At 51.7% G+C, this 26,516-nt stretch carries 23 protein-coding genes; 21 read left to right on the plus strand and 2 right to left on the minus strand.

Going from position 1 to position 26,516, the window contains the following annotated elements; all coding sequences use genetic code 11:
* Positions 1–431: 431 nt before the first annotated feature.
* Positions 432–1,331: a fumarylacetoacetate hydrolase family protein gene (locus tag AC0YOA_RS31635; RefSeq protein ID WP_475789996.1), complete on the plus strand. Its 900-nt coding sequence runs from the start codon at positions 432–434 to the stop codon at positions 1,329–1,331.
* Positions 1,332–1,439: 108 nt separating this feature from the next.
* Here AC0YOA_RS31635 and AC0YOA_RS31640 read toward each other — a convergent pair whose 3' ends face one another.
* Entirely contained in the window at positions 1,440–2,306 is an 867-nt protein-coding gene (locus AC0YOA_RS31640) for an AraC family transcriptional regulator (protein WP_210037399.1), read from the minus strand.
* A 147-nt stretch (positions 2,307–2,453) separates the two neighbouring features.
* Between AC0YOA_RS31640 and fucU the strand changes: the two genes are divergently transcribed.
* From fucU to phoU, 14 genes are all read left to right on the plus strand, one after another.
* The gene (gene fucU / locus AC0YOA_RS31645; RefSeq protein WP_475769374.1) at positions 2,454–2,894 is read left to right on the plus strand and encodes an L-fucose mutarotase; all 441 of its coding nucleotides are present in this window, start codon (positions 2,454–2,456) and stop codon (positions 2,892–2,894) included.
* Positions 2,881–3,717, plus strand: coding sequence for an amidohydrolase family protein (locus tag AC0YOA_RS31650; RefSeq protein WP_475789997.1), 837 nt, complete (start codon positions 2,881–2,883; stop codon positions 3,715–3,717). Before fucU ends, AC0YOA_RS31650 begins: the two co-directional genes overlap by 14 nt.
* A 123-nt stretch (positions 3,718–3,840) precedes the next feature.
* A complete protein-coding gene (locus AC0YOA_RS31655) occupies positions 3,841–5,364 on the plus strand; it encodes a tagaturonate reductase (RefSeq protein ID WP_475789998.1) in 1,524 nt (507 codons plus the stop codon).
* A complete protein-coding gene (locus AC0YOA_RS31660) occupies positions 5,361–6,872 on the plus strand; it encodes a UxaA family hydrolase (protein ID WP_475789999.1) in 1,512 nt (503 codons plus the stop codon). Before AC0YOA_RS31655 ends, AC0YOA_RS31660 begins: the two co-directional genes overlap by 4 nt.
* 24 nt (positions 6,873–6,896) lie before the next feature.
* Positions 6,897–7,841, plus strand: coding sequence for an aldo/keto reductase (locus AC0YOA_RS31665; protein ID WP_475790000.1), 945 nt, complete (start codon positions 6,897–6,899; stop codon positions 7,839–7,841).
* 61 nt (positions 7,842–7,902) lie between these two features.
* Positions 7,903–8,916 (plus strand): zinc-binding alcohol dehydrogenase family protein, encoded by a 1,014-nt coding sequence (locus tag AC0YOA_RS31670; RefSeq protein ID WP_475790001.1) that lies wholly within the window; start codon positions 7,903–7,905, stop codon positions 8,914–8,916.
* A 310-nt stretch (positions 8,917–9,226) separates the two neighbouring features.
* Positions 9,227–10,402 (plus strand): GNAT family N-acetyltransferase, encoded by a 1,176-nt coding sequence (locus tag AC0YOA_RS31675; protein ID WP_475790002.1) that lies wholly within the window; start codon positions 9,227–9,229, stop codon positions 10,400–10,402.
* Positions 10,403–11,220: 818 nt separating this feature from the next.
* A complete protein-coding gene (locus AC0YOA_RS31680; protein WP_475790003.1) occupies positions 11,221–12,615 on the plus strand; it encodes a stalk domain-containing protein in 1,395 nt (464 codons plus the stop codon).
* Positions 12,616–12,655: 40 nt separating this feature from the next.
* A complete protein-coding gene (locus AC0YOA_RS31685; RefSeq protein ID WP_210037409.1) occupies positions 12,656–13,522 on the plus strand; it encodes a phosphate ABC transporter substrate-binding protein in 867 nt (288 codons plus the stop codon).
* Positions 13,523–13,624: 102 nt separating this feature from the next.
* On the plus strand, positions 13,625–14,584 hold the full coding sequence (pstC, locus tag AC0YOA_RS31690) for a phosphate ABC transporter permease subunit PstC (RefSeq protein ID WP_475790004.1): 960 nt from the start codon (positions 13,625–13,627) through the stop codon (positions 14,582–14,584).
* On the plus strand, positions 14,584–15,480 hold the full coding sequence (gene pstA, locus AC0YOA_RS31695) for a phosphate ABC transporter permease PstA (RefSeq protein WP_210037411.1): 897 nt from the start codon (positions 14,584–14,586) through the stop codon (positions 15,478–15,480). Before pstC (AC0YOA_RS31690) ends, pstA (AC0YOA_RS31695) begins: the two co-directional genes overlap by 1 nt.
* Positions 15,481–15,809: 329 nt before the next feature.
* Positions 15,810–16,943: a methyl-accepting chemotaxis protein gene (locus AC0YOA_RS31700; protein WP_475790005.1), complete on the plus strand. Its 1,134-nt coding sequence runs from the start codon at positions 15,810–15,812 to the stop codon at positions 16,941–16,943.
* A gap of 102 nt (positions 16,944–17,045) precedes the next feature.
* Complete coding sequence (pstB, locus tag AC0YOA_RS31705; protein WP_379112820.1) at positions 17,046–17,801, plus strand: phosphate ABC transporter ATP-binding protein PstB; 756 nt, start codon at positions 17,046–17,048, stop codon at positions 17,799–17,801.
* A gap of 24 nt (positions 17,802–17,825) precedes the next feature.
* Positions 17,826–18,485: a phosphate signaling complex protein PhoU gene (phoU, locus tag AC0YOA_RS31710; RefSeq protein ID WP_475769375.1), complete on the plus strand. Its 660-nt coding sequence runs from the start codon at positions 17,826–17,828 to the stop codon at positions 18,483–18,485.
* Positions 18,486–18,593: 108 nt separating this feature from the next.
* On the opposite strand, the gene AC0YOA_RS31715 is transcribed toward phoU, so the two are convergent.
* Entirely contained in the window at positions 18,594–19,487 is an 894-nt protein-coding gene (locus AC0YOA_RS31715; RefSeq protein WP_475790006.1) for a LysR family transcriptional regulator, read from the minus strand.
* 184 nt (positions 19,488–19,671) lie between these two features.
* On the opposite strand from AC0YOA_RS31715, the gene AC0YOA_RS31720 reads away from it, so the two are divergent.
* The 6 genes from AC0YOA_RS31720 to AC0YOA_RS31745 all read left to right on the plus strand — a co-directional run bounded on the left by AC0YOA_RS31720 (position 19,672) and on the right by AC0YOA_RS31745 (position 26,316).
* Positions 19,672–20,661, plus strand: coding sequence for a phosphate ABC transporter substrate-binding protein (locus AC0YOA_RS31720; protein ID WP_475790007.1), 990 nt, complete (start codon positions 19,672–19,674; stop codon positions 20,659–20,661).
* A gap of 210 nt (positions 20,662–20,871) precedes the next feature.
* Positions 20,872–21,732 (plus strand): phosphate ABC transporter permease subunit PstC, encoded by an 861-nt coding sequence (gene pstC / locus AC0YOA_RS31725; RefSeq protein ID WP_475769376.1) that lies wholly within the window; start codon positions 20,872–20,874, stop codon positions 21,730–21,732.
* A complete protein-coding gene (gene pstA / locus AC0YOA_RS31730) occupies positions 21,729–22,616 on the plus strand; it encodes a phosphate ABC transporter permease PstA (protein WP_210037417.1) in 888 nt (295 codons plus the stop codon). The genes pstC (AC0YOA_RS31725) and pstA (AC0YOA_RS31730) overlap by 4 nt, the downstream gene beginning before the upstream one ends.
* Positions 22,617–22,647: 31 nt before the next feature.
* Entirely contained in the window at positions 22,648–23,412 is a 765-nt protein-coding gene (gene pstB, locus AC0YOA_RS31735) for a phosphate ABC transporter ATP-binding protein PstB (protein ID WP_475790008.1), read from the plus strand.
* 196 nt (positions 23,413–23,608) lie between these two features.
* Positions 23,609–25,117 carry a GGDEF domain-containing protein gene (locus tag AC0YOA_RS31740; RefSeq protein ID WP_475790009.1) on the plus strand — a complete coding sequence of 503 codons (1,509 nt, stop codon included), beginning with the start codon at positions 23,609–23,611 and terminating at the stop codon, positions 25,115–25,117.
* Positions 25,118–25,194: 77 nt separating this feature from the next.
* Complete coding sequence (locus AC0YOA_RS31745) at positions 25,195–26,316, plus strand: EAL domain-containing protein (RefSeq protein ID WP_475790010.1); 1,122 nt, start codon at positions 25,195–25,197, stop codon at positions 26,314–26,316.
* The last annotated feature ends 200 nt before the right edge of the window (positions 26,317–26,516 follow it).

Raw genomic sequence — 26,516 nt, forward strand, 5'->3', positions numbered from 1 at the left:
GCTTAAGAGGAAGTTCAAAAAAAGCCCCCGATTGATCACGAAGCAGACTCGGGGAGCATAGTCGACATCGAATCTTGCGTTCGCCTTCGAAGTGCGGTGCTCATGTAGGTTTGGCCTACACTGCGCTCCTCCTTCTTCAGGCTCACCCAATCTTCTCGATGCTGAATCGTTGACTTTTTGAACCTTGATTCTAAGGGGAAGTTCAAAAAGCCCCCGATTGATCACGAAGCAGACTCGGGGAGCATAGTCGACATCGAATCTTGCGTTCGCCTTCGAAGTGCGGTGCTCATGTAGGTTCAGCCTACACTGCGCTCCTCCTTCTTCAGACTCACCCAACCTTCTCGGTGCTGAATCGTTGACCTTTTGAACCTGTATGATCATGAAATCGTATTCAAAGGAACTTATACTATAATGAAAGAGGTTGAGAGACAATGAAGCTAGTGACGATTGCAAACAATGGACGCAGCACGCTTGGTGTTAAGACGGATGCCGGTATTATCGATGTGGAGCAGGCCTTTAAGCAAGTTCCCGCAGCCGCAGACACACCGACGAACGTTATGCAGGTTATCGAAGGAGGAGATCAGGCGGTCGCAGCGCTGCAAAAATACATAAGCGAGCTGCCGGCAGCCGATGCTTCCTATCTGCTCAAGGAGGATGATATCGAGTGGGGTCCTTGCGTGACCGAGCCGAACAAAATCATTTGCATCGGCTTGAACTACCGCAAGCATGCGGAAGAAACCAACGCCAAAATTCCTGAATTTCCAATCCTGTTCAATAAATTCAACAACACGCTGACCGGTCATGGGCGGGACATCGCCGTTCCGAAAGTCACGCAAAAGCTGGATTATGAAGCCGAGCTGGTCATCGTGATCGGGAAGAAAGCGAAATATGTCTCGAAGGAAGATGCGCTCAGCCATGTATTCGGGTACTGCAATGTCAATGACCTGTCTGCACGCGACCTGCAGCTGCGCACCCAGCAATGGCTGCTCGGCAAGAGCTGCGACGATTTCAGCCCGCTTGGTCCTTATCTGGTAACCGCGGATGAAATCGGCGATCCCAACAACCTGAATATCAAAACCACGGTGAACGGGGAAGTGCGGCAGTCATCCAACACCTCGGATATGATTTTCCACTGCGATGAAATTGTCAGCTATGTATCGCAGCATATGACTCTGGTGCCCGGGGACATTATTCTGACAGGAACTCCTGCAGGCGTCGTAATGGGATATCCGGAGGAAAAACAGGTGTATCTGAAGCCTGGCGATGTGGTGACGATTGAAGTCGAAAAGCTCGGAGCGCTGACCAACCGTTTTGTCGAAGAGACGGTTTAAGCTTTACTAAACGAAGCAAAAGGCAAGCGCATACGGATACAACAAACAAGGGAAAGCAGCTGCCCGTGAGGGGCGGCTGCTTTCCCTTGTTTGATCTCAGTGAAGCTATCATCTTGAAGCGGCCTGACGGTATTCGGCAGGAGCAGAGCCTGTCAATCGTTTGAACATCCGGTGAAAATGGGGCAGGCTGTCGAAGCCGCACTCGAGGGCGATGGCGGCGACTTTAAGGTCGGTTGCGACCAGCAGTTCTTTGGCATGAACCATTTTCTTGGTATTGATATAGGTTTTGAAGGTCATGCCGATCAGCTGCTTGAACAAGCGGCTGAAATGCTCCGGCGATACCGAGTACAGCGCGGCAAGCTCGGTCAGATTGGAGGAGCCGGCCACATCGCGGTCGATATGCGCAAGCGCATCGGCGAACCATTCCGGTCTGGCCGCAAGCTGTTCATTGGAGGATGGCTGATGTAGGGCAGGCATCAGGCGGCTGATTCCGAGCAGCGCCAGCTGCAGCCTGGCAGCGATGAGATGCCGGTAACCGTGCTCCCGCCGTTCGGATTCCAGCTTCAATTCGTCGATCATGGCGCTGAAATTCGCGGCTGCGGACGGGGGCAGCGCCAGCTTGTAGCTGATACCGCCCGAAGGCCGGAACAGCTGATGGAACGAGAAGGTCTCCCCATAGGTTTCCGTCGGAAGAATGGAAGAGTTGAAGAAGAGCGCAGTCGAGGTGACAGGCTCCGCTTTGTCAGGGAAAGCCCGGTGAATGGTGTTCCCCGGAATCAGAAACAAGTCCCCCTGGGACATTTCGTAAAAGGTATGATTGATGAAAATCGTGCCTTTGCCGCTGTAAACATAAACGATCTCATGCCATTCGTGGATATGATCGGGAAGCTCGTTCTGAGGCGGCTTCGTATCCTTATAGACGATGCTTAGCGGGAATGGATGGTCATCGGGAAAAGGTTTGACAATCGGTTTCAAGGAAAACCTCTCCTTCAGTGTCGAATTAACGCCAGTATATCAAAAAAAGATATGTTTGTATCTGTTTAGGCAATTTTAATTCAAATTATTGATGTTATGATAAGATGAGCAAACAAAAAAGTTGATAGAAAAGGCAGGAGAATCGTGATGCTAAAAGGGATTTCAAAGCTGATTTCACCGGAATTATTGAAAATATTAATGGAGATGGGACACTCCGATGAAATTATACTGGCGGACGGAAATTTTCCCGCTGCAAGCCATGCCCGGCGCCTGGTCCGCTGCGATGGACATTCCATTCCCGAGCTGCTGGAAGCGATTATGAAGCTGTTCCCGCTTGATGCTTATGTCGAGCGTCCGGCAGCGCTCATGCAGGTCGTGCCTGGCGATACCGTGGAGACGCCAATTTGGAAGCGGTATCACGAAATAATCGCGCCTCATGTGAATGTAGACAATCCTTTCGAGGAAGTAGAGCGCTTCGCTTTCTATGAGCGGGCCAAGCAGGCTTATGCGGTTATCGCCACAGGCGAAAGCGCACTGTACGCTAATTTGATCCTCAAGAAAGGTGTTATCACAGATGACCAGAATTGATGCCCATCAGCATTACTGGAATCTGGAGCGGATCGATTACGGCTGGCTGACGGAAAAAAGCTCACCGATTCTCTATCGGAATTACTCGCCGTCAGACCTCGAGCCGGAGCTGGAAGCTGCCGGAATGGACCGGACTATTCTGGTTCAGGCGGCGACCCATCATGAAGAGACGTATTATATGCTGGAGCTGAGCGAGCAGCATGAATCAATCGCCGGTGTTGTCGGCTGGCTGGACCTGAACGATCCGGACTGGGCAGCTGTTCTGGGGTCTTTCCGCTGTCATCCCAAGTTTCTCGGCTTCAGGCTGATGATTCAGGACATGCCGGAGCCAATCGAAATTCTTCGTCCGAATGTGATTGAAGCGCTGCGCGATATTGCGAAGATGGACCTGCCGGTCGATCTGGTTGCGATGTGGCACCAGCTTCCGGTTGTCCTTGAGCTGCTTAGGAATGTGCCTGAGCTCCGCGTCGTGGTCGATCATCTGGCCAAGCCACAAATCAAAGCAGGCATCTTCGAGCCATGGGCCACCCAAATGCGCGAGATCGCAAGCTATCCCAAGATCTATTGCAAGCTCTCCGGACTTGTGACGGAAGCGGATCATGAGGCCTGGAAGCCGGAGGATTTCACGGCTTACGTCGCCCATATCGTCGATATTTTCGGTACAGACCGGATTATGTACGGCAGCGACTGGCCTGTGTGCCTGCTTGCCGGCAGTTATACGCAGGTTCATCAGCTGCTGGGCAAGGTGCTGCCGGATTCGCTGACAGAAGCTGAGCTTGAAGCGCTGTATGGGGGCAATGCCGCAGCATTTTATAGGCTCTAAATCATAAAATGACAGGTGAATTCCGCTTCCGCATTGTACAGCCGGTTTTTCATCGGACCAACTAGAATAAAAGCTCAAAGCAATGCGTTGCATTTCTGAACTTAGTGAAGGAGGCTTTCGTTTATGACAGGAACCAGACAGGGCAGTGAGGTCAAGGCGCTGGACAGAAGCGCGCTTGGCGCCGGGGAGAGAGCAGGATTCGATGCCATGAAGCAAAGCCCAGTGCGCATTGTTCAGATTGGTGAAGGTAATTTTCTGCGCGGCTTCATCGATTGGATGGTGCATGAAATGCGCAAGCAGGGCAACTATGACGGAGCCATCGCAGTCTCGCAGCCGCGTCCATCGGGGAAGCCGAAGCTTGATCAGCTTGCGGAGCAGGATGGGCTCTACACGCTTGTTGTCCGGGGGATCGAACAAGGCGCTCCGGTTGAACGGGTTGAGAGAATCGCCGTTTTCGGTGAATTTATCGACCCCTATACCCAGTGGGAGGCTTTCCTCGCATTGGCTGAGCAGCCGGAGCTTGAGGTGCTGGTGTCCAATACAACTGAAGCGGGATTAACCTATCAATTTACGGAAAGCTCGCTGGATAAGCCTGCCGTATCTTATCCGGCGAAGGTTACCGCTTTGCTCTACCGCCGTTTCGTTGCTTTTAACGGAGACCCCGATAAAGGCCTCTTGCTGCTGCCCTGCGAGCTTATTGAAGGCAACGGGGACGAACTGAAACGCTGCGTCCTGCAGCACAGCGCCGACTGGGAGCTCCCGGAGCCGTTCGTCACCTGGGTTAGCGAGCATAACAGGTTCCTCAATTCCCTGGTCGATCGGATTGTCACCGGGTATCCAGGCGAAGAAGCCGAGCAGTGGCGTGAGCGGCTTGGGTATGAGGATAAGCTGCTCAGCTCTGCAGAGCCCTATTATTTGTGGGCGATTGAAGGCGAGGCGGAGCTGGAGAGCAAGCTTCCCCTGCAGGCATCCGGTCTTGGCGTGATCTGGACCGATGACTTGAAGCCCTACCAGCTGCGCAAGGTGCGCATTCTGAACGGAGCGCATACGCTGATGACGCCGATCTCTCTGCTGCACGGTATTTCAGAGGTCAGGCCTGCGCTTGAGGATGCGGAGCTGGGTGCGTTTGTACGGGATGCCGTTAAGCTGGAGATTATTCCTTCACTGGCTTCCGAGATGGAGCCTTCGGTGACGATGGCCTACGCGGCAGATGTGTTCGAGCGGTTCGAGAATCCATATAACCGCCACAGGCTGCTTGATATTGCCATGAACAGCATCAGCAAGTTCCGGGCAAGGCTGCTGCCTTCGCTTGAGGGCTATATTTCCGCTCATGACGGGAAGCTGCCTAAGCGCATTGTGAAGGCGCTGGCTCATCTGCTTCGATTGTATAAGGTGCAGCTGGTGGAGGAGCAGTTCGTGGGCAGACGCTTTGACGGTTCATCATATACGGTCCGCGATGACCGCGCGGCTCTGGAACTTCTGGCTGATGCGTGGGGCCGTTATGAGACGGGATCGCTCGACCGCAAGCAGCTGGTGGAGGAACTGCTGGGATCCGCCCTGCTGTGGAATATACCGTTAAATGAAATACCGGGACTGACGGATGCGATTGTCGGTCAATTGAATGAAATGAAGGAGGAATCCGCATGAGTGACTATATCAAACTGAGCCCAAGCGATCATGTCATGATTGCGCTGCGCGATCTGCAGCCGGGGGAAACGGTGCAGGCGGGTGAAAGCGGAGGAGCGGCTGTCACCGTTCTGGATCCTGTACCCAAAGGGCATAAGCTGCTCGTAAAACCCGTTTCCCAGGGGGACGATGTGCTCAAATTCGGTTATTCCATCGGCAAAGCGAAGGAAGCCATCGAGGCGGGGCATTGGGTTCATACGCATAATTTGGAGACGGGTCTGCGGGGGAAGCTGGAGTATGTTTATTCACCGGCAGCAACGGCAGCAGCGAGTGAGAATGAGCCGCCCGGTCCCGGGGAGCTGACATTCCAGGGATATGTGCGGGATAACGGCGAGGTCGGAATCCGCAATGAAATCTGGATTTTGAATACGGTCGGCTGCATCAACAAGACTTGCGAGGTTCTTGCAAAAATGGCCTCGGCCGAGCACGGTGAGCGCATCGATGGCGTGTTTCATTTCGCCCATCCTTACGGCTGCTCGCAGCTGGGTGACGATCTCAAATATACCCAGCAGCTGCTTGCTTCCCTGGCTAATCACGGCAACGCCGGCGGCGTTCTCGTAGTTGGTCTGGGCTGTGAGAACAATCAGATTGATCTGTTCAAAGAAGTGCTCGGCGAATACGATCCGAACCGGGTCAAATTTATGCGTTCCCAGGATGTATCGGATGAGCTGGAGACGGGAATGGAGCTGATCGGCGAGCTTGTCGAGTATGCATCCAAATTCGAGCGGCAGACGGTTCCGGTATCCAAGCTGAAAATCGGGCTCAAATGCGGCGGCTCCGACGGCCTCTCCGGCATTACGGCCAATCCGCTTGTAGGCGCGCTCTCCGACCGCGTGATCGCCCAGGGCGGAACGGCCATTCTTACGGAGGTGCCGGAGATGTTCGGCGCGGAGACGATCCTTATGAACCGTGCCAGCGATGAAGGCGTATTTCATAAAATCGTAGATCTGGTCAACGATTTCAAGCAATATTTTATCAATCACGGCCAGGATATTTATGAGAATCCGTCGCCGGGCAACAAGGCTGGCGGGATCTCGACGCTGGAGGAGAAATCGCTGGGCTGTACGCAGAAGGGCGGACACGCAACGGTTATGGACGTAGTGCCTTATGGCAAACGGATCACATCGCATGGTCTGAATCTGCTGGAGGCGCCGGGTAATGATCTGGTGTCCGTTACGGCTCTGTCGGCCGGAGGTGCGCATATCGTCCTGTTCACGACAGGACGGGGAACGCCGTTCGGCGGTCCTGTGCCAACGGTCAAAATCTCCACCAATTCCGAGCTCGCCGCGCATAAGCGCAACTGGATTGATTTTAATGCGGGGCAGCTCCTGGAAGGCAAGAATATGGAGGGCTTATCGGGCGAGCTGCTTGATTACTTGCTGCAGGTGGCATCCGGCGACCAGCAAACGCGGAACGAACGCAACGGCTACCGGGAAATCGCGATTTTCAAGGACGGCGTTATTCTATAGGAATTCATGGGGGGCTTGAACAGGATGCAGTACCGGAAACTTGGCTCAACAGGTCTTGATGTCTCGATTCTCAGCTTTGGTGCCTCCTCGCTGGGCTCCGTATTTCGCGATATTAATGAAGAGGAAGGTATTCGTACGGTGCATGCGGCCGTCGATGCCGGCATCAACTATATTGACGTTTCCCCTTATTATGGGCTGACCAAGGCGGAAACCGTCCTTGGAAAAGCGATCAGGCAGCTGCCGCGCGACCGTTTTCTGCTCTCCACCAAAGCGGGACGCTATGGCGTCGATACCTTCGATTTCTCAGCGAAGCGGATCCGTGAAAGCCTGGAAGAGAGCCTGCAGCGGCTGAACACGGATTATGTGGATATGCTGTTCCTGCATGATATGGAGTTCGAGTCGCTTGATATTATTGTGGAGGAAGGCATTCCCGAGCTTAACCGGTTGAAGGAGCAGGGAAAAATCCGTTATGCGGGGATTTCCGGTCTGCCGCTGGATATCTTCCCGATGACGATCGACCGGGCGGTGGTGGATGTCATTCTCTCGTACTGCCACTATTCGCTGAATGATACGACGCTGCTTGGCCAGCTCCCCTATCTGGAGCAGCACTCGGTCGGTGTGGTCAATGCGTCACCGCTCTCAATGGGACTGCTCAGCAGCAGAGGGGTACCGGATTGGCATCTGGCCAGCCGGGAAATGAAGGATGTCTGCCGGCAGGCAGCGCTTTATTGTCAGGAGCAGGGCGTCGATATTGCCAAGCTTGCCGTTCAATTCTCTGTCAGCGAGGAGCGTATTCCGACGACGCTGATCAGCTCGGCTAATCCTGTCAACATCACGAACAATGTCCGCTGGGCGGAGGAGAAGCCCGATCCTGCGGTTTTGCAGGCGGTGCTGGAGATTCTCTCCCCGATTCAAGGCAAGACCTGGCCAAGCGGCAGGCCGGAATATAACCGTTCCATTAAAGTCTGATGGTCAGATAGCGGCGTTGCCCTAGTTGATGGATGGCAATAAGAGAGAGGTGCATACTACAATGAAAACCATTATTTGCGAGCGGCCGGACAGCCTGTACATGACGGAAACGGAAGCTCCAGCGTTTGTACCGGGTGAGGCGCTGGTCCGGATCCGGAGAATCGGCATTTGCGGCACAGATATGCATGCTTACAGGGGCAATCAGCCCTTTTTCGAATACCCGCGTATTCTGGGACATGAATTGTCCGGCGTTGTGGAGCAGGTGGGCGATAATGCCAATGGACTGAAGGCAGGCGATCAGGTTGCCATCATTCCTTATCTGGCTTGCGGAAGCTGTATTGCCTGCCGGGGCGGAAAAATGAATTGCTGCATGAGCATGCAGGTGCTTGGCGTTCATCGCGACGGGGGAATGCGTGAGCTGATTTCAGTACCGACGACGCATCTGATCCGCACGGAAGGACTTACGCTCGATCAATCGGCGGTTGTGGAACCGCTTGCTATTGGCGCCCATGCCGTGAGGCGGTCCGAGCTGAAGAGCGGTGAATTCACCCTTGTGATCGGCGCCGGTCCGATCGGACTTGGCGTGATGGCTTTTGCCCGGGACCGGGGAGCAAGAGTGATCGCGATGGATGTGCATAACGACCGGCTCGATTTCTGCCGCAGCTGGGCCGGGGCCGAGTATACGATCAATGCGCTGGAGCAGCCGCTCGAGAAGCTGGCTGAAATCACGGGCGGCGAATTTCCAACGGTGGTGTTCGATGCTACGGGCAATGTCCGTTCGATGACCGATGCCTTCGGATATGTGGCGCATGGCGGCAAGCTTATCTTTGTCGGTTTGGTACGGGCGGATATAGCGTTTAACGATCCCGAGTTCCATAAACGTGAAATGACGTTGATGGGAAGCCGCAATGCGACGCCTGAGGATTTTGATACCGTGCTGGCTGCGGTTCGGAGCGGTGCAGTTGATGTGGAACGGTATATCACGCACCGGGCGCCTTTCGACCAGATGCTGGAGCATTTCCAGACCTGGCTGAAGCCTGAAAGCAGAGTAATCAAAGCCCTGGTTGAGCTTTAATGAAATACGGGTACTGATTCGAATGGAGATTCCTGCAGTTTACCGCCTATATGCGGCTGGCTGCAGGAATTTTTATATGTTACATTTGCAGGACGAGAAGCTGGGCTCCTTTTCCCGTCAGAGAATATCCGCTTTGAAGATCAAGCAGCCCGGCCATCGTCATATCAGATCCTGCTATCCGCGGCGTGAAAGTGTAATTTTTCTTTTGGTGAGGCAGGAGGAACGGCTATCGAAGTGGAAGAAGGTTAAAGCCCCCTATATAATGAGGGGTAAATTGATTTTTAAAAAAATCGAGGTGGAAGACAATCCAATGGAACTCAGAAATTTGACGTTTGACGATTTTGATGCCAGCGTGGATTTATCACAGTATGCCTTTCAATATTCCGTCACTGCCGAGCAGCGGGAGGAACGGCGCAGCCGGTTCAAGCCTGAGCAGGTTTGGGGGATTTTTGACCATGACAAGCTGGAGGCGCAGCTGACAGTGATACCCTTGCAATTGTACATACAGGGCAGGGTGTTCGAGATGGGCGGCATCGCTGGCGTTTCCTCGTGGCCGGAGCACAGGCGGCGCGGGAATGTCGCTTTACTTATCCGGCATGCGCTTCTTCAGATGAGAGAGAAGGGGAGGAGTATCTCCTGTCTGGCTCCTTTCTCATTTGGCTTCTACAGGAAATATGGCTGGGAGACGTATACCGATTATAAAAAATACACCATTGAGACTGCGCTTTTTCCACAGCGTGTTCAGGTGGAGGGAAGAGTGAGTCTGGAGGACGCGGATATCCCGCTGCTATCCCGTTTGTACGAGGCTTATGCGTCCCGTTATAACGGAACCTTGCAGCGCAGCGAACAGTGGTGGAAGGACTCTGTACTCAGCCGCAAGAAAGGGTATACTGCGGTCTATTACCGTGCGGATGGTGAAGCGGCAGGCTATCTGCTTTACGAGATCGGAGAGCGCGTGCTGACCATTCATGAAATGGTTTATGAGAATGAACAGGCCCGTCAGGCACTTTGGACCTATCTCGCCAGTCACGATTCCATGGTGGAAAAGGCGGTTCTGAACGCGCCGATGGATGATGCGCTGCCCTTCCTGCTGTCCAATCCGAGGATCGGACAGGAAATCGTTCCGTATTTTATGGCGCGCATTGTCGATACGGCTGCCTTTGTGAAGCAGTACGCATTTGGAGCGTCGGGCGGCAATACAACGTTGACGCTGCAGTTGAAGGATCAGCACGCCCCCTGGAACGAAGGGCTATGGAGCCTGTCGGTATCCGCGGAAGGCAGCGGGGCGATGGAGCGGCTCTCCTCCGATGAGGGCGCCGCTGCCGACCTGGCATGCGATATTAGCACATGGTCAGCCTTGATGATGGGCTACCGCAGCCCCGCTGAGCTGCATCGGCACGGGAGGCTCACCGGTTCACAGGAAGCGGCGAGGCAGCTTGCAGCCATTATTCAACCGCGCCAAACCTATTTAATGGATTTTTTCTGATACGTGCGGGACGTAAACATGTCACCGAAATTGTCGAGACAATATCCAACCGGTTATAACAGGACATCCGGACGAGCACGAAATTTTTCGACTAAATATTGTTTCATGAGATGGCGATTAATCATGCAGCTTCCTGTTTTGACAGGAGGCTGTTTTGTTTGAAAATATAACAAAGTATATCATTCCATCATACTATTGCAACTAATTTTGAAGGAATAAATTAGCTTAGCTGCAAGGACGGAGACAGCCCCTCTCCTTGTCTTAAAGAGGTTGATAAAGTTTCACGTCTATCTATGGTGGCGCAGCAAGGTTCTTCCGGCTAAGAGCGGGAAAAATCGAGGTTTAGGGTGCTGGAAGCTGGATATTCCTCACTTGAGCGGCAGAACTTCCTCACTAGACTGGCAGAGCTTCATTGCAACCTAAACAAATAGGCAGCAAGGTTCTTCCAGGCTCACCTCCTTTGGTTGAGGGGCCAGAGGCCCAGGGCGAGTGAACAGCCGACGTAATAAGAATATCGGACACGCCGTATAAAAGCTTACTAGGCGTATGCGGCCAAACAGCGTTTGCGACACGAAACGCCATAAGCAGCTGCATCACAATTAGATGAAATATTCAGAAAACATGCCACATTTTAACAATATCTTCATGTTAGCTTGATAATCACTTTACAATGGGACTTTATAATCAGTTTGTACATAAGAATAGTGTTCTGGGAGGATGAGAAACCCGGCGAGCGATGGAGGCTGGGGTGGTCGGCAATTTTAAAAATTAGACAACATACAAAAAAAACGTGATCCAGAAAGGTGATACGAGCCCAAATGTCAATGAAAAAAACGCTTGTTATTACTGCAATTGCAGCAGCTGTTTCCACCTCCGCAGTCGGTGTCGTTTCGGCAGCCCAAGCTCAACAAATCGTGGCTACTCAGCAATCCCTGATTTCCATCAATGATAATTCAGTAAACGTACGTTCGGTTACGCTGAATGGCCAGACGTTATTATCCCTGCGTGATCTTGGTACGGCAGCAGGCATTTATTTTGAAGAGAACGGAAGAGGAATCACCGCCATTTACAGTGAGCATATGGCTACGCTGAGCGGTTCTTCAAAAGATGTTTCAGTGGACGGATCCGTAATCCAGCTGCAGAACGCAATCGAGAACATCAACAACTCCTACTACATCACGCTTGAGGATTTCGCAAGCGCATTTGGCGCGGAAACGACAGTTGACAGCGCTGGACAAGTATCGATCAACACCATTCACTTGGTGAGTGATATCAGCCGTACGGTTTGGATCGACTCCAACCGTCTCCTGGCTTCGCAAATCACTGACGACGGCAGAACAGATTATATCGTGGACGCGGCAACTGGCGCCTACACGGAATTGTTGAAATCGACGGACGCTTCTGATCTGGTTGTAGCTCCAAACGGACAAAAAGCGGCTTATACGCTTGAAACCGGAGAAGTTTACACGGTTGATCTAAGCACCAAACAAGCAAGCGTGGTTTCTTCCGACCAATCGATCAAGCCTGAACTGGTCTGGGCAGCCGACAGCTCGGCTATCTATTTCCTGCAAGGGGACAAGGGCAGTATCATCTCCAAATTGAATCTTGCAGACGGCGCGATTACGAATCTCCTGGACGACAAGGTGGATTACAAAGCCAACCTGAATGTATCCGCGGATGGCAAACAATTCTATTACACCGTTACGAAGCCCGGCGCTGTTACAGCTGATGCCAACAAGCCGGTCGAAGAGGATGACGTAGCCATTGATATGACGGGTACGGAGCCGCAAATCTTCACCTACGATTCTTCGGTTAAAGACAGCAAGCCAGTGGGCCTGACGACAGCGGCAGATGATAAAATCTTTGTCGGTACTGCAGCAGACGGCAGCAAGGCTTTCTATGTAAGCATTGAAGAAGGCAAACCGTCTTCATTGGTTTCCATCGCCAAGGATAAAACAGCGGCCAAGCTGGTTGATGACAAGGATGTTCTCCAAGCCGTCATGGCGGGCAGCAAAATCTATGCCGTTGTAGATAACAACGACAGTGAGCTTGTTTATGAAATCGATACTGCAACGGGTGCGAAAACAGAGCTTTACACGATTCCAAGCAGCGTAACGGATCTGCTGGCTGCATCCGGTACTCCGGTAGCTGTAGTTGCGGATGGTCAAGTGTCGGTAAATCAAAACGGTCAATGGAAGAAAGTAACCCAATAATGAATACGGGCCCTGTGCCCGAGAGGAGATTGCATTTAATATGAAAACGAAATTGTTCAAAAATATCGCGTTTACCGCGATTGCCCTGACAGTAGCCTTTGGTTCGGTATCCGTAGCAAGCGCAGCCAGCAAACTTAGCGGCAAAATTGTTATTAACGGTTCATCAGCCCTTCTTCCCCTTACGCTTCAAGCAGCGAATGAATTCAAGAAATTGAATCCAAAGGTAAAAATCGCGGCTTCCGCTGCCGGTTCCGTAACAGGCCCGCAATCGGTCCGCAAAGGCATTGCTGATATCGGCGCTGTTGACTGGGATGCTTCCACAGACGTACCGGGCTTCAAGAAATTCGATGGCCAAGTACCGAACAAGGTTGCCGTTATTCCTTTCGCGGCTGTTACGAACAGCGGCGTGAAAGTACCTGATCTGACAACAAAACAACTGCAGGATATCTTCTCGGGTAAAGTAACGAACTGGAAAGACGTTGGCGGTGCTGATTCCAAAATCGTCGTCGTCAACCGTGCATTCGGATCGGGAACTCGCGTTAACTTCCAGATTAAAGCGCTGAACGGTACTGATTTCATGACTAAAGGCGACAACTACAAAGAAGTAAAATCAAGCGGCGATATGAAAACGGCCATCGAAACAACACCGGGCGCAATCGGCTACATCGACCTTGTTTATGTAACAAGCAAAATGACGGCTGTTAAAATCAACGGTACTGCACCAACAGAAGCAAACGTCATTAATGGTTCTTACAAAGTGTGGGGCTACGGCTACTACATGACTAAAGGCCAACCGACAGGCGCTACTAAAGCATTCATCGATTATGTACAAAGCAAAACGTTCCAAAACGGTTCTCTGAAAAAGCTTAAATTCATTCCGCTCGCAGCAATGAAAAACGTAAAATAAACGTACAATCGGGATAGAACGGCGAAAAGAAGCCAGCATCCGGCGCTACTTGCGGCGAGGCTGGCTTCTCTTCATGAAAAATGACGAAAGGATGACCCTGATATGCTTGAAGCGCCTTCTTCCAGCCAGGCTTTCACCGGCGCCGATTTGGGAAAAAGTCTCAAATCCAGTTCTGCCGGCGCATTCGACCGCAAGACCAGGCTATCGTTTTACAACAAAACCTTCAAACTCATTTGCATCGCATGCGCAATCTTCGTTTGCCTGATCCTCTTTACAATCCTGTTCTTCATGGGACGAACCGGCATTCTGACTTTTCAAACCGTGTCGCCGCTTACCTTCTTCTTCTCCTCGGAATGGGTGCCGGAGAATGAGCAGTACGGAGCGTTCATTTTCATCTTCGGGACGCTTGCATTAACCTTTCTGACAATGCTGATCTCCGTTCCGATCTCGGTTATTATTGCGATCTTCCTTGCGGAATTGACGCCAACCTGGCTGAAAACCGGTCTGCGCCCCATTATGGATCTGCTCGTCGGCATTCCCTCTGTCGTATACGGCTTTCTGGGTTTAACGATACTTATCCCTATACTTCGCAGCGTGACAGGCACCAGCCTGGGAGACGGATTGCTCGCCGCTGCCATCGTGCTGACGATTATGGTGCTCCCGACCATCAGCCGGATTACCGATGATTCCATCGTGTCCGTACCCAAGAAATTCCGCGATGCTTCCTACGCGCTGGGAGCAACCCGTTTCCAAACAATCTTCAAGGTTGTGCTGCCTGCAGCAAAAAGCGGGATTATGTACGCGGTCATTCTGGGAATGGCGCGGGCGATCGGCGAGACGATGGCTGTCGTGATGGTTATCGGAAACACGTCTCAACTGGCTAACGCCTTGTTCAAGCCGACAGCCGTCCTCACCAGCAATATCGTCATGCAGATCTCTAATGTGCCGTTCGATTCTACCTGGAACTATGCGCTATATATGATGGGTTTTCTGCTTCTTATCATTTCGCTGATTATGATCATTCTCGTTCGTGTCATTCAGCGTAAAGGAGCGAAGTCATAATGAAACCGGAAATCAAGCCAGCAGGCAATCCATTCGCTTCGCGTAAAAGCATGAATCACATCAACAACCGCATTTTTACGCTGGTCGTATGGTGCGTAGGGATCGTCACCGTCCTGTTTATTCTGGGCCTGTTGTTCCTCATTCTACAGAAGGGCATGCCCAAACTGGATTGGGGCTTTCTCGTTGGCCTTCCCAGTGAGATCGACGAAGGCGGGGGAATCGGTCCGACCTTGTTCAATTCCTTCTATGTTCTGATCATTTCGCTGATTATCTCCATTCCGCTGGGGATGGCAGCCGGTATTTATCTTTCGGAATTCGCCCCGGATAATAAATTTATCGCCTTTGTCCGTATTTGCGTAGAAGGTCTGGCATCTGTTCCTTCTATTATATTCGGTTTGTTCGGGATCGCGGTTTTCGTAGAAGCTTTTCAAATCGGTCTGACGATAATCGGCGGAGCGGTCAGCCTGGCTTTTCTGAATTTGCCTGTTCTGACCCGTGTTACCGAGGAAGCGATCAGAGCGGTTCCGCAGGAAATGAAGACGGCATCCTTCGCCCTTGGCGGCACGCATCTGCAGACAATCCGCCGTGTTCTAGTGCCTGTTGCGCTGAACGGCATTATCACCGGGATTTGTCTGGTGGCTGGCAGAGCATTTGGAGAAAGCGCGGTAATCATTCTGACAGCAGGTGTCTCGACTTCAGGCGAAATGTGGGATTTCAGTTTATTTTCTCCCGGTGAAACACTTGCCGTGCATTTGTGGTATGTCCAGTCGGAGGCAATTGTACCGGATGCGACGGAAATTGCGGAGAAGGCGGCTGCGGTGCTTGTATTTGTCGTGCTGCTGATCAATTTGTTCTTCCGTGTTCCGCTATGGATAAATTCCCGCAAAATGCGATAGCTCCCAGGTTGTTTTTTAGAAACAAAACGTATCTTGAAGGCAAGCTTATCGTATGAAATGCATACTGCAAAACGGAAAAGCTGTCCTGCAGGGCGGCTTATTTCCGTATGTATTTGGAAAATACCAGCTTGGTTCTGAAGAAGGCCATCTGTGCTTGTCACCAGTTAATAGGTCTAAAGTCATACAATAACTTCAATTTCTTGCTTTATTCGACAAAAATCGGGATAAAACCGTCGTTATTTGACATAGACTTTACATTTCAATGCATCAACGATAATCCTTTCTTCCTATAGTATAGCTATAGAATGATTCATGAGGAGGAGCACGTGATGTCAACGACATACATGGAAGCTTTGGAAGAACCGTCAGTTGTGACCGGCCAGCAGAATCAGGAATGGCTGGAATTCATTAGAACAGCTCCGGTTGTATATGCCTCTCATACCTGTCAGGAGGTCATTCAGCAGTTTGGTTCGCAGCCGGATTGCGACTGCGTGATTGTATGCGACGATGCCCGCAAGCCAAGGGGACTAGTGATGAAACGGAATTTAACCGTCATACAGACCCACCGATTCGGCAGAGAATTATATTACAACCGCTCCATTGTGAAGCTCATGGATGCCCATCCACTCATCATAGACATACATACCTCGCCCCAGAAGCTGCTGGACCTTGCGCTTGGACGGGACGAGAAAACCTTATACGACTGTGTTATTGTTACGGATCAGGAGCAACTGACAGGCATTTTGTCCGTTGCCGATCTGCTCCATCTATCCCGTTTGATGCAGCGGCTGAGCATCGAATCGCAAATTCGTACCATTCATGGAGCAGAATCCATGATCAAGGAGATTGACCAATCGGTTGTTCGTGTGCTGAGTGCCTCGGAGCAGGGGGAGAAAATGTCCGAGACCATGGTGGACCTGACCTTGAAGGGCAAGAAAGAGCTGGACAAAGTAACGGCTGCCTTCCGCAGCCTGAATGACAACACGACCAGGCAGGAAGGCCAGATTGGCGAGCTTCAGGAGCGTGCAAGCTCGATCAGTTCGGTGTCCAAGCTTATCCGGGATCTTGCCGACCAATGCAATTTGCTTGCCGTGAACGCCACGATCGAAGCGGCGCGTGCGGGCGAGCATGGAAGAGGGTTTGCTGTGGTTGCCAATGAAGTCCGCCAGCTGGCGACGCAGACCAAGCAATCCGCGGATCAAATCAATTCGCTGATCCGGTCGATTCTGGAATCTGTGAAGCAATCGGTGGAGCTGGTTGGAGCGGGGCGGGCAAATGCCTTGTCGAGCCAGTCCAATGTGGAGGCAGCTTTTGAAGTATTTGACCAGCTGTTTCAAGCAGCGGCGAACAACAGCAGGAGCGCCAAGGACATAGGAACGTTGTCCAATCAGGCTTACAACCAGTCCGAAAGCGTCATCCGGGAAATGCAGCAGCTCAAGAACGAAATGCAGCTGGGACAATAAATTTAATATGGCGTTAACAAAACCATCAAACAACTTTAACAAATTGCCTATACAATACTACTATTGATGTGGACGTGTGTCCACGACACGGAGGAGTCCGCCATGCAAGCATTAATCGATATTCAAAAATTGAATTTGTATTACGGAACCTTCCATGCGCTCAAAGATGTATCGATGGACATCCCGGAGAAGGCCATCACTGCTTTCATCGGGCCTTCCGGCTGCGGGAAGTCTACGCTTCTGCGCACGTTAAACCGGATGAACGACATGATTGCGGGAACACGCATTGAAGGCCGCATCTCGGTTGGCGGCGCTGACATCTATTCCAATGAAGTTGATGTCGAGACGCTTCGCAAAAAAGTCGGTATGGTGTTCCAGCAGCCCAATCCGTTTCCCAAGTCGATTTATGACAATGTGGCTTACGGACCGCGCCTGCACGGCATCCGCAATAAACAGAAGCTGGACGAAATCGTCGAGACAAGCCTTCGTTCGGCAGTCCTTTGGGAAGAAGTGAAGGACTATCTGAAGCGTTCGGCGCTGAGTCTGTCCGGCGGACAGCAGCAGCGGCTGTGCATTGCAAGAGCGCTTGCGGTTAATCCCGACATTCTGCTCATGGATGAGGCGACATCTGCCCTTGACCCCATCTCTACCCTGAAAATTGAAGAGCTGGCCCAGGAGCTTAAAGACAGATACACCATTGTAATGGTCACGCACAACATGCATCAGGCGGCTCGTGTTTCGAATCAGACCGTTTTCTTTTTGAATGGCGAGGTAGTGGAATTCTCGGATACGGAGAAGCTGTTCTCCAATCCTCGCGATCAAAGAACGGAAGATTATATAAGCGGACGGTTCGGCTAAGATAAAGGAGAGCATGCCATTATGATGACCCAAAGAAAAGAATTTGATTTAGGACTTGATGAACTAAAATCGCATATCGTTGAAATGGGTAAACGTGTGGAAAAGGCAATCGGCGATTCCATGCAGGCGCTGGAGAATGTGGACGTTACGGAAGCCAAGCGTCTGATTGCCGAGGATAAGGAATTGAATAAGATCGAGGATAAAATATCCGAGCTCGGCGCCAAGCTGATCGCTACGCAGCAGCCCGTGGCCAAGGATCTGAGACGAATTCTCGTTGCCTTCAAAATCGCCAGCGACCTGGAGCGGATGGGCGATCTGTCCGTCGATGTCGCGAAAGCGGTTGTGCGTCTGGAAGGTCAGGTTCTGATTAAGCCTCTGATCGATTTGCCCCGCATGGCGGAAATCGTGCAGATGATGACGCGGGAATCGATTCAGGCTTTTATACAGGAAAATACAGATTTGGCTTATAAAATGGCCAAAGACGACGATCTGGTGGATGCTTTATATTCCCAAATTATTCGCGAGCTGTTCACCATCATGATGGAAAATCCGAAAACCATCTCGCAAGCGAACCTGCTCAGCTTTGTCGGACGCTACATCGAGCGTTTTGCGGATCATGCGACGAACATAGGAGAATGCGTGGTTTATCTGGTTACCGGATCGCGTCCGGACCTGAACTCTTAATTCCGCATCCTTCGACGGCTTTAACGTGGACACCCAGAAGATATAAAGGCTATCCAAAGGTCATTTGACCTGACAGGATAGTCTTTTTTTAATATGAAGAAGCAAGCTCTACACATCCGCTTCGGGTAGAGACATGCTCATGCGCAGTTTATCGATCAAATATGGCATTAGCTGCGGACGGGGAAAATCAGTGCGCCACGCGGCATACAGCTTCCAGGAAGGCAGCTTGCCCGGAAGTCTTATGAATGGAACGCCGCTCTGCGCCTGCCGGTTGACCCTTGAAGGCAGGATGCACAGGCAGCCTCCGGAGCGGACCGCTTCCAGAGCGAAATCGACGCGATCGGTCAGCTGTTCGATTTGCAGTGTAACCTGTTCGTCTTTTTCCCACAGCCTTACAATCTTCATTAATGAAGGTTCCTCCATCAGGGTGAATGGATGACCGCTCAGCCGGTATGAGCCCGGCCCGGAATAGCGCGTTAATGGATGATCGCGCGGGATCATCAGGGCCAGCTCGTCTTCGGCTACGGGCTCGCACGACAAGCTTGCGTTCTCGACCCATTGACCGCTTAATACCAGGTCCACGCTTCCGTCTTCCAGCAGGTCATGAAGCTCACTCTCTCCTCCGGTTCTGATGGACAGCAGCAGGTCGCCGGGCACCTGAGAGAGCCGGAAACCGCCTGATTGGAGCACGAGGGAAGCGGCAAGATCCGTGCAGCCGATAATAAACTGGTTTTTGCCCGTCTGGCGGAGTGTTTGCAGCCGCGCCTGAGCCTCCCCGTAGATATGATCAATTTGCTGCGCGTAGTGATGAAGCGTCTTGCCGGCTTCTGTCAGCAGCACCTTGCCGGTCTTCATCTCGAACAGCGGAATTCCCCATTCTTCCTCCATCTTCTTCATATGAAAGCTTACTGTCGGCTGTTTGAGATCCAGCTCATCGGCAACCGCAGTGACTTTTTTAAGCCTGTCCAGCAGCACAATAATCTTCATCCTTAATATACTCATGACGATGAAGCCCCTTCATTTTAAATTTATAGATTAAATATATAATATACCTCAACATTATACAATAATTCTATTCATTTTTAGCATAGCGTTAACACTTAGAAAATATCAGATTAACACCAGCGACCTATAATGAGTTTGTAAATCAAATAACCGTGCGAAACGGAAGGAGAAAACCAAAGAGATGAAAAAGTTAGGGTTACTTGTAACGGTGGTCTTGTTATCAATCAGTCTGGCAGCTTGTGGGGCTAAAAACAACGAAACCAACACCGGCAATGCTGCAAATGCTGGAACCAATACAGAGGCAGGTGGAAATACCACCGGAAACACAGCAACAAACGCAGGTGGCAATGCAGCAGCAGAAACGCCAATTACCGGATCGATTCTGGCAACTGGTTCATCCGCGCTTCAACCGCTTGTCGACCAAGTATCGAAAAAATTTATGGATGATGAAAAATACAGCGGCATTACCGTTCAAGTACAAGGCGGAGGCAGCGGTACTGGTCTTACGCAAGTTCAAGCCGGACAAGCGGATATCGGCAACTCGGATATTTTCGCAGAAGAGAAATTTGTCGATGCTGACGCAGACAAAGCCAAAGAGCTTGTTGATCACCAAGTAGCGGTTGTTGCTATGGCGACTGTTGTCAACAAAAGCGTAACTGTCGACAATCTGACCAAACAACAATTGGTTGATATTTTCACAGGTAAAGTGAAAAACTGGAAAGATGTTGGCGGCCAAGATGAAGCCATCACAATCGTTAACCGTCCATCCAGCTCCGGTACACGCGCTACTTTCGAGAAATACGCACTGGGCATGAAATCGGAAGACCTTCCGGGCTCCATTCAAGAGGATGCTTCCGGTACAGTTAAGAAACTGGTTACAGATACTTCAGGCGCTATCGGATACCTGGCTTTCTCATACATCGACGATACCATCAAAACCCTGAAATACGAAGGCGTAGAGCCAAAAGAAGAAAATGTAGTAACAGGCGACTATCCAGTATGGGCATATGAGCACATGTACACCAAAGGCGAGCCTAATGAAGCTGCCAAAGCATTCCTGGATTACATGCTGAGCCCGGAAGTTCAAGACAATGACGTAGTTGAGCTTGGCTACACGCCGATCAGCAAAATGCAGGTTAAACGCGACGTTGCCGGCACTGTAACGAAGTAATGAAATACGCTGCGCCTACCTCTGGCTTGCGCAGCATGCTTCTTCATTTGCAGGAAATACTACTTTTAAAAAAATAATCAATAAACAGTCAAAGAGGTGGAGACATCCGCCTCTTCTTGGCCATTAAGGAGAGGTACTATGGAGCGGCAGGCCGCGGGCGGGCAACCTGTTCAACAACGATCGAATCATAAACAAATCAAACCGCACATAATGGAAGAATGGGTCGGCAAGGTTTATACGACCCTCTGCATCATTGTACTTATCGTCACAATAGTAGCGATCGTTTATTTTGTAGCTTCCCGCGGATTGAGCACGTTTTTTGTGAGCGGCGTAAACGTAGGTGAACTGCTGACGGGATTGAAATGGTCTCCAGAGGGTGATATCCCGTCGTTTGGCGCATTGCCGTTCATATTCGGCTCATTCAGCACCTCGCTTCTGGCAGCTTGCATTGCCGCTCCGCTCGGATGCTGTGCAGCCATATTTATGACCCAAATCCTGCCTGGCGCCGGCCGCCGCGTGCTTCAGCCCGTCATCGAGCTGCTTGCAGGCATCCCGTCTGTCGTTTACGGTTTTGTAGGACTCAGCATTGTTGTGCCTTTCCTGCGCTCGGTTTTCCCTGGACAGGGGATCGGGATTGCCGCAGGCTCCATCGTGCTGTCGATTATGATTCTGCCAACGATCACAACAATTGCAACGGATGCGCTGGCAGGCCTGCCGTTTGGTCTGAAAGAAGGCTCCTATGCACTGGGAGCTACACGCTGGCAGACGATCTACCGCATTGTCATTCCAACCACATTGCCTTCGCTTCTGACCGGCGTTGTGCTCGGCATGTCCCGTGCGTTCGGTGAAGCGCTGGCTGTTCAGATGGTTATCGGAAATGCGCCGCATATCCCCCATTCCTTATTCGAGTCAGCGTCTACCTTAACCAGCGTCATCACCTTGAGCATGGGCAATACAGTTACCGGATCCGCGCATAACAACGCGCTATGGTCGCTTGCTCTGATCCTGCTCGCCATGACGTTTGTGTTCGTATTCGTGGTTCGTTTCCTGGAAAGGAGAAATAAACAATGAGCGCCAAAGTCGCAGACAAGATTGCTACAGCCGTTATCTATATCGTATCCGCATTAATTGTCCTTATTCTCGCAGGGCTTCTCGGCTACATTATTATCCGTGGCCTTGGACATATCAGCTTTCATTTTCTGACATCAGAGCCGCAGACGATCAAGGCGGGCGGAGGAATCGGGCCGCAGCTGTTCAACTCGATATTCCTGCTGGTACTGACTTTAATTATTACGATTCCGCTTGGCATCGGCGCCGGAATCTACATGAGCGAATATTCCAAGCCGGGCCGTCTGACGGATTCCATCCGTCTTGTGGTTGAGGTTCTGTCCTCTTTCCCGTCCATTGTCATCGGATTATTCGGCCTGCTGGTCATTGTCAACCTGTTCGGCTTTGGCTTCTCCTTATTCTCCGGTGCGCTTGCTCTGACGGTATTCAATCTGCCGCTCATGGTGCGGATCACGGAGCAATCGCTGCGAGGCGTGCCGCGTGAGCAGAAGGAAGCGAGTCTGGCTCTTGGCCTTTCCCGCTGGAAGACGATTACCTCGGTAATGATGCCAATCGCCATGCCGACGATCGTAACCGGTACAATTCTGGCTTCTGGCCGTGTATTCGGTGAAGCAGCCGCGCTGCTGTTTACCGCAGGAATGAGCTCGCCAAGGCTGGATTTCACCAATTGGAATCCGCTCAGCCCGTTCTCCCCGCTCAATCCGTTCCGGCCGGCCGAAACCTTGGCCGTTCATATTTGGAAAATCAACAGCGAAGGCCTTGCTCCGGATGCGGGTGAAATTGCCGCCGGCGCATCAGCTGTGCTGCTGATCATGGTCCTGCTGTTTAACTTTGCGGCCAGATGGTTCGGAAGAAGACTGCATCGTAAATTCACGGCCACCAAATAGAAACCAGCATAGGAGAGGGGAGGCATTTTCCATGAATGTCAAGGAAAAAGAATTGTCAGCCAAGCAGCTGAGTGTATTTTATGGAGAGAAGGAAGCGATCAAGGGTGTGTCGCTGGATTTTGAGGCACGCGAGGTTACGGCTCTGATCGGTCCGTCGGGATGCGGGAAGTCCACCTTCCTGCGCAGCCTCAACCGGATGAACGATACCATTGGCGGTGTCCGTACCACGGGTGAGATATGGCTGGACGGAATCAATATCAATGACACTGGTGTCGATGTGGTGCTGCTGCGCCAGCGTATCGGCATGGTGTGGCAGCGTCCGAATCCGTTCCACAAATCCATTTATGAGAATATTGCGTTTGGTCCCCGGTACCACGGCATCAAGAACAAGAAAGTGCTGGATGAAATTGTGGAGGAGTGCCTGCGCAAGTCGGCGCTGTGGGAGGAAACGAAGGACCGTCTTCACCAATCCGCGCTGGCCCTGTCCGGCGGACAGCAGCAGCGGCTGTGCATTGCCAGGTCGATTGCGGTCAAACCGAAGGTGATTCTGATGGATGAGCCTGCTTCGGCACTTGATCCGGTGTCCACATCCAAAGTCGAGGAGCTGATCGCCGAGCTCAAACGCGATTACTGTATTGTGATCGTGACCCATAATATGCATCAGGCCGCGCGCGTATCGGACAAAACCGCTTTTTTCTATATGGGCAAAGTGGTTGAATTCGATGAGACTCATAAAATATTCACCAATCCTGCTGAGAAGCAGACGGACGATTACATCTCCGGGCGCTTTGGCTAAAAAGTTGCTGGGGAATAACCGTGCTATTCAACCATAGACTTGAATTTCACACGCATAACCGGAGCTCAGAGGATGAGAGCCGGTTATTTTGCTTTTTTTACATAACGTTAACAAAGCGGCTATATTTATTTCACAAACGACTGGTACAATTGAACTATTAGAGCAGTCAAAATGTTCCAACCAAAGAGGGATACTTGTGGACGATATCGGATATGGTCTGTTGGACCGCACGATGATTCACCGTATTACGGAGCGCTGGCATCATGGAGGAATCGGAGTTATTATCATGCACCTGCCGGTGAGCGGAGCAGCAGTGCTTGAAGCGCTCCAGACGTGGGTGACGGAGCAGAAGCGCCTGATCTGGCGTTACCGGATGGAGAGCGATTTCTTCTTCTTTTTTCAGCGCAACAAGTCGGATGAGAGGCTCGATCTGCTTCTGGAGAATGCGGTCAATACCCTTCGTCAGCAGATGATGAAAGTGGTTTCCGCAGCCCCGGTGGGCAGGGGCCAGCAGCGTATGGCCATCGGCAGCGCTTCGGTACTGCCATCGGGCCTCGGGCGCTCTGCAGAGGCGATGGTCTACCATGCCATTAAAGAAGCTCTTGTCTCGGTTATGCGGTACCGGCTGCGGGACGAAAGCGCAGCTGCTCGCGAGGTGCCTTATCAGGAAGCGGAAGCTAGGCCGTATCCGCGCGTTGAGAATGGTCTGGACTATAATGACGGCGATATGTCCTACTCCATTGGCGCCCTGGCCAAAACAATCCCGACCTTCCGCACAAGCGCGCGGGTATCGGAGGTAGCCCGGATGTTTGAGGAAAATCAGCATCTTCAGGGTGCGATTGTCGTCAATCAGGAACGGCCTGTTGGACTTGTGATGAAAGAGAAAATGCATCAGATGCTGGCAGGACAGTTTGGTCTTCCTCTGTATTGGAACCGTTCCATCGAGAAGATGATGGACGACGATGCGCTTGTTGTGGATGCCGACCTGCCTGTGGAACAGGTCGCTCAGATGGCCATGGGCCGGGATATCTCCCGGCTGTATGATGTGGTGACCATCACGCGGGACGGCAAGCTGCTTGGCGCGGCATCCATCCAGTCCATTTTGGAGTGCATGACGAATTTGCGCACCGAGGAAGCACGGACTGCGAACCCGCTCACCGGGCTGCCCGGCAATGGAGCCATCCAGCGGGAGATCAAAAGACGCATTGATGCGGGCAAGCCTTTCTGCATGATCTATGCCGATCTGGACTATTTCAAATGGTTCAATGACTGCTTCGGCTTCAGTCAGGGCGATGAGCTCATCCGGTTCCTTGCTGAAGTGCTGCAGGAAATACCGGGCCGGGAGAACGGCGGAAAGGGCGACTTCGTCGGTCATATCGGCGGTGATGATTTTATCGTGCTCTCGGATCATCCGCAGCCGGAGAAGCTGTGCATACAGATTCTGAAGCGGTTCGACGGAGGCGTCAAATTCCATTACGGCGGCTCCGACGTATCGATGGTGATCGACCGGAGCGGCAACAAGGTGGAGCAAGAAGGCGTCAGCCTGTCGTTATCACTGCTCCTCTGGGATGCAGACTGCCCCATTACGCCGGGGATTGTTTCACAAGCCGCAGCACGACTCAAAAAACAGGCGAAGGCGATTAAAGGCAGCGCTTATATCTCAGGGGAAGTTATTGAAAAGCAACCGGGAGAGGAACGATTGTAGACGTGAGACAACTTAACAGCTTTGAAGCACCAGACAGTTTACGTCCCGAAGAAAGTGCAGCGACAGGAATAATATACTTGGCATGGCATGGCAAGGCAAAGGATCGTTCTGATATCCGGCAGGTCATCGACAGCAGCTGGAGAGCTTTTGCCGAGCATGCCATCGCTCAGCATAACAGGACCAATCTGCTTGCGATCAGCTCCGTCTGGATGCGCGATGATTTATACATATGGCTGCCCCTTCCGGAAGCGCGCGAGGAATTGCTGGAGGAGCAGCTGCTGGAGCTCGGGAGCAGGTTCAAGCGGGAGTGGGGCAGGCGCTTCATGGATCGCTCATTCGATGGCGATGTTCAGGAGCTGAAGCTGCACGCCGGTGTTTCCATTATGGGCAAGCAGGATGAGCAGGGGGATCAATGGTATGAAGGGATCAAGCAGGCGATTGTGCACGGACAGCGGGCTTCGGCTACCGAGCGGAGTCTTCAGCGTCGCGCATTCGAACAGCTCCTCCACAGCCGTGACATCTTTCCGGTGTATCAGCCCATCTATTCTCTGCGCAGTGGGGATGTGTACGGTTATGAAGCGCTCTCCCGTTTTCCCGACAAGCGTTGGTTTGAAGGACCCCAGCAGTTATTTGCTTATGCGGCAGAGGAGGGAATGATTTATGGATTGGACAGGCTGGCCCGCGAGCGGGCTATCGAAGGCAGCGCAGGGCTGGCCAGCGGTCAAAAGCTGTTTATTAACATGACGGCGCAAATTATGAACGACCCTTCATTCACTCCCGGACAAACCCTGTATCTGCTTGAGCGCTTCGGCTTGTCGCCCCATAATGTAGTATTTGAAATTACCGAGCGCAGCTCCTTCGAGGATTTTGGGGCGGCCAAGAAAATGTTCGATCATTACCGCAACCAGGGCTATCAAATCGCCATTGACGATGCGGGGGCGGGATATTCCTCGCTGCAGTCGATCGTGGAGCTGCAGCCTGATTTTATAAAAATCGACCGCTCGCTTATTCATGGCATCCATCTGAACGCCATGAAGGAGCAAATCGTGCATACCTTCACTGAATTTGCCGCCAAGATGGGCATTTCCATTGTTGCCGAGGGGATTGAGGAGCAGGAAGAACTGCAGCATATGCGTGATATGGGCGTGGATTATGCGCAAGGTTATCTGCTCGGCAGGCCGCAGCCAGCTATCGGTTAGCGATAATATCAACGGTTTAACGCGTGCGCGGCGTCCACAATTATGGAAGCGGATACCTAAATTACCCTGATTGTTGCGGGTAATATAAAAAATTGGAAACAGCCCGATTGTGCGGCTGTTTTTTCATATTTTCAGACTGCGGATTTGCCTGGGGGAGCAAGGGAAACTGTAATATGTGGAATGTTCGTGTTTGAGCATAG

It is taken from the genome of Paenibacillus sp. JT22N12, from assembly GCF_056269365.1.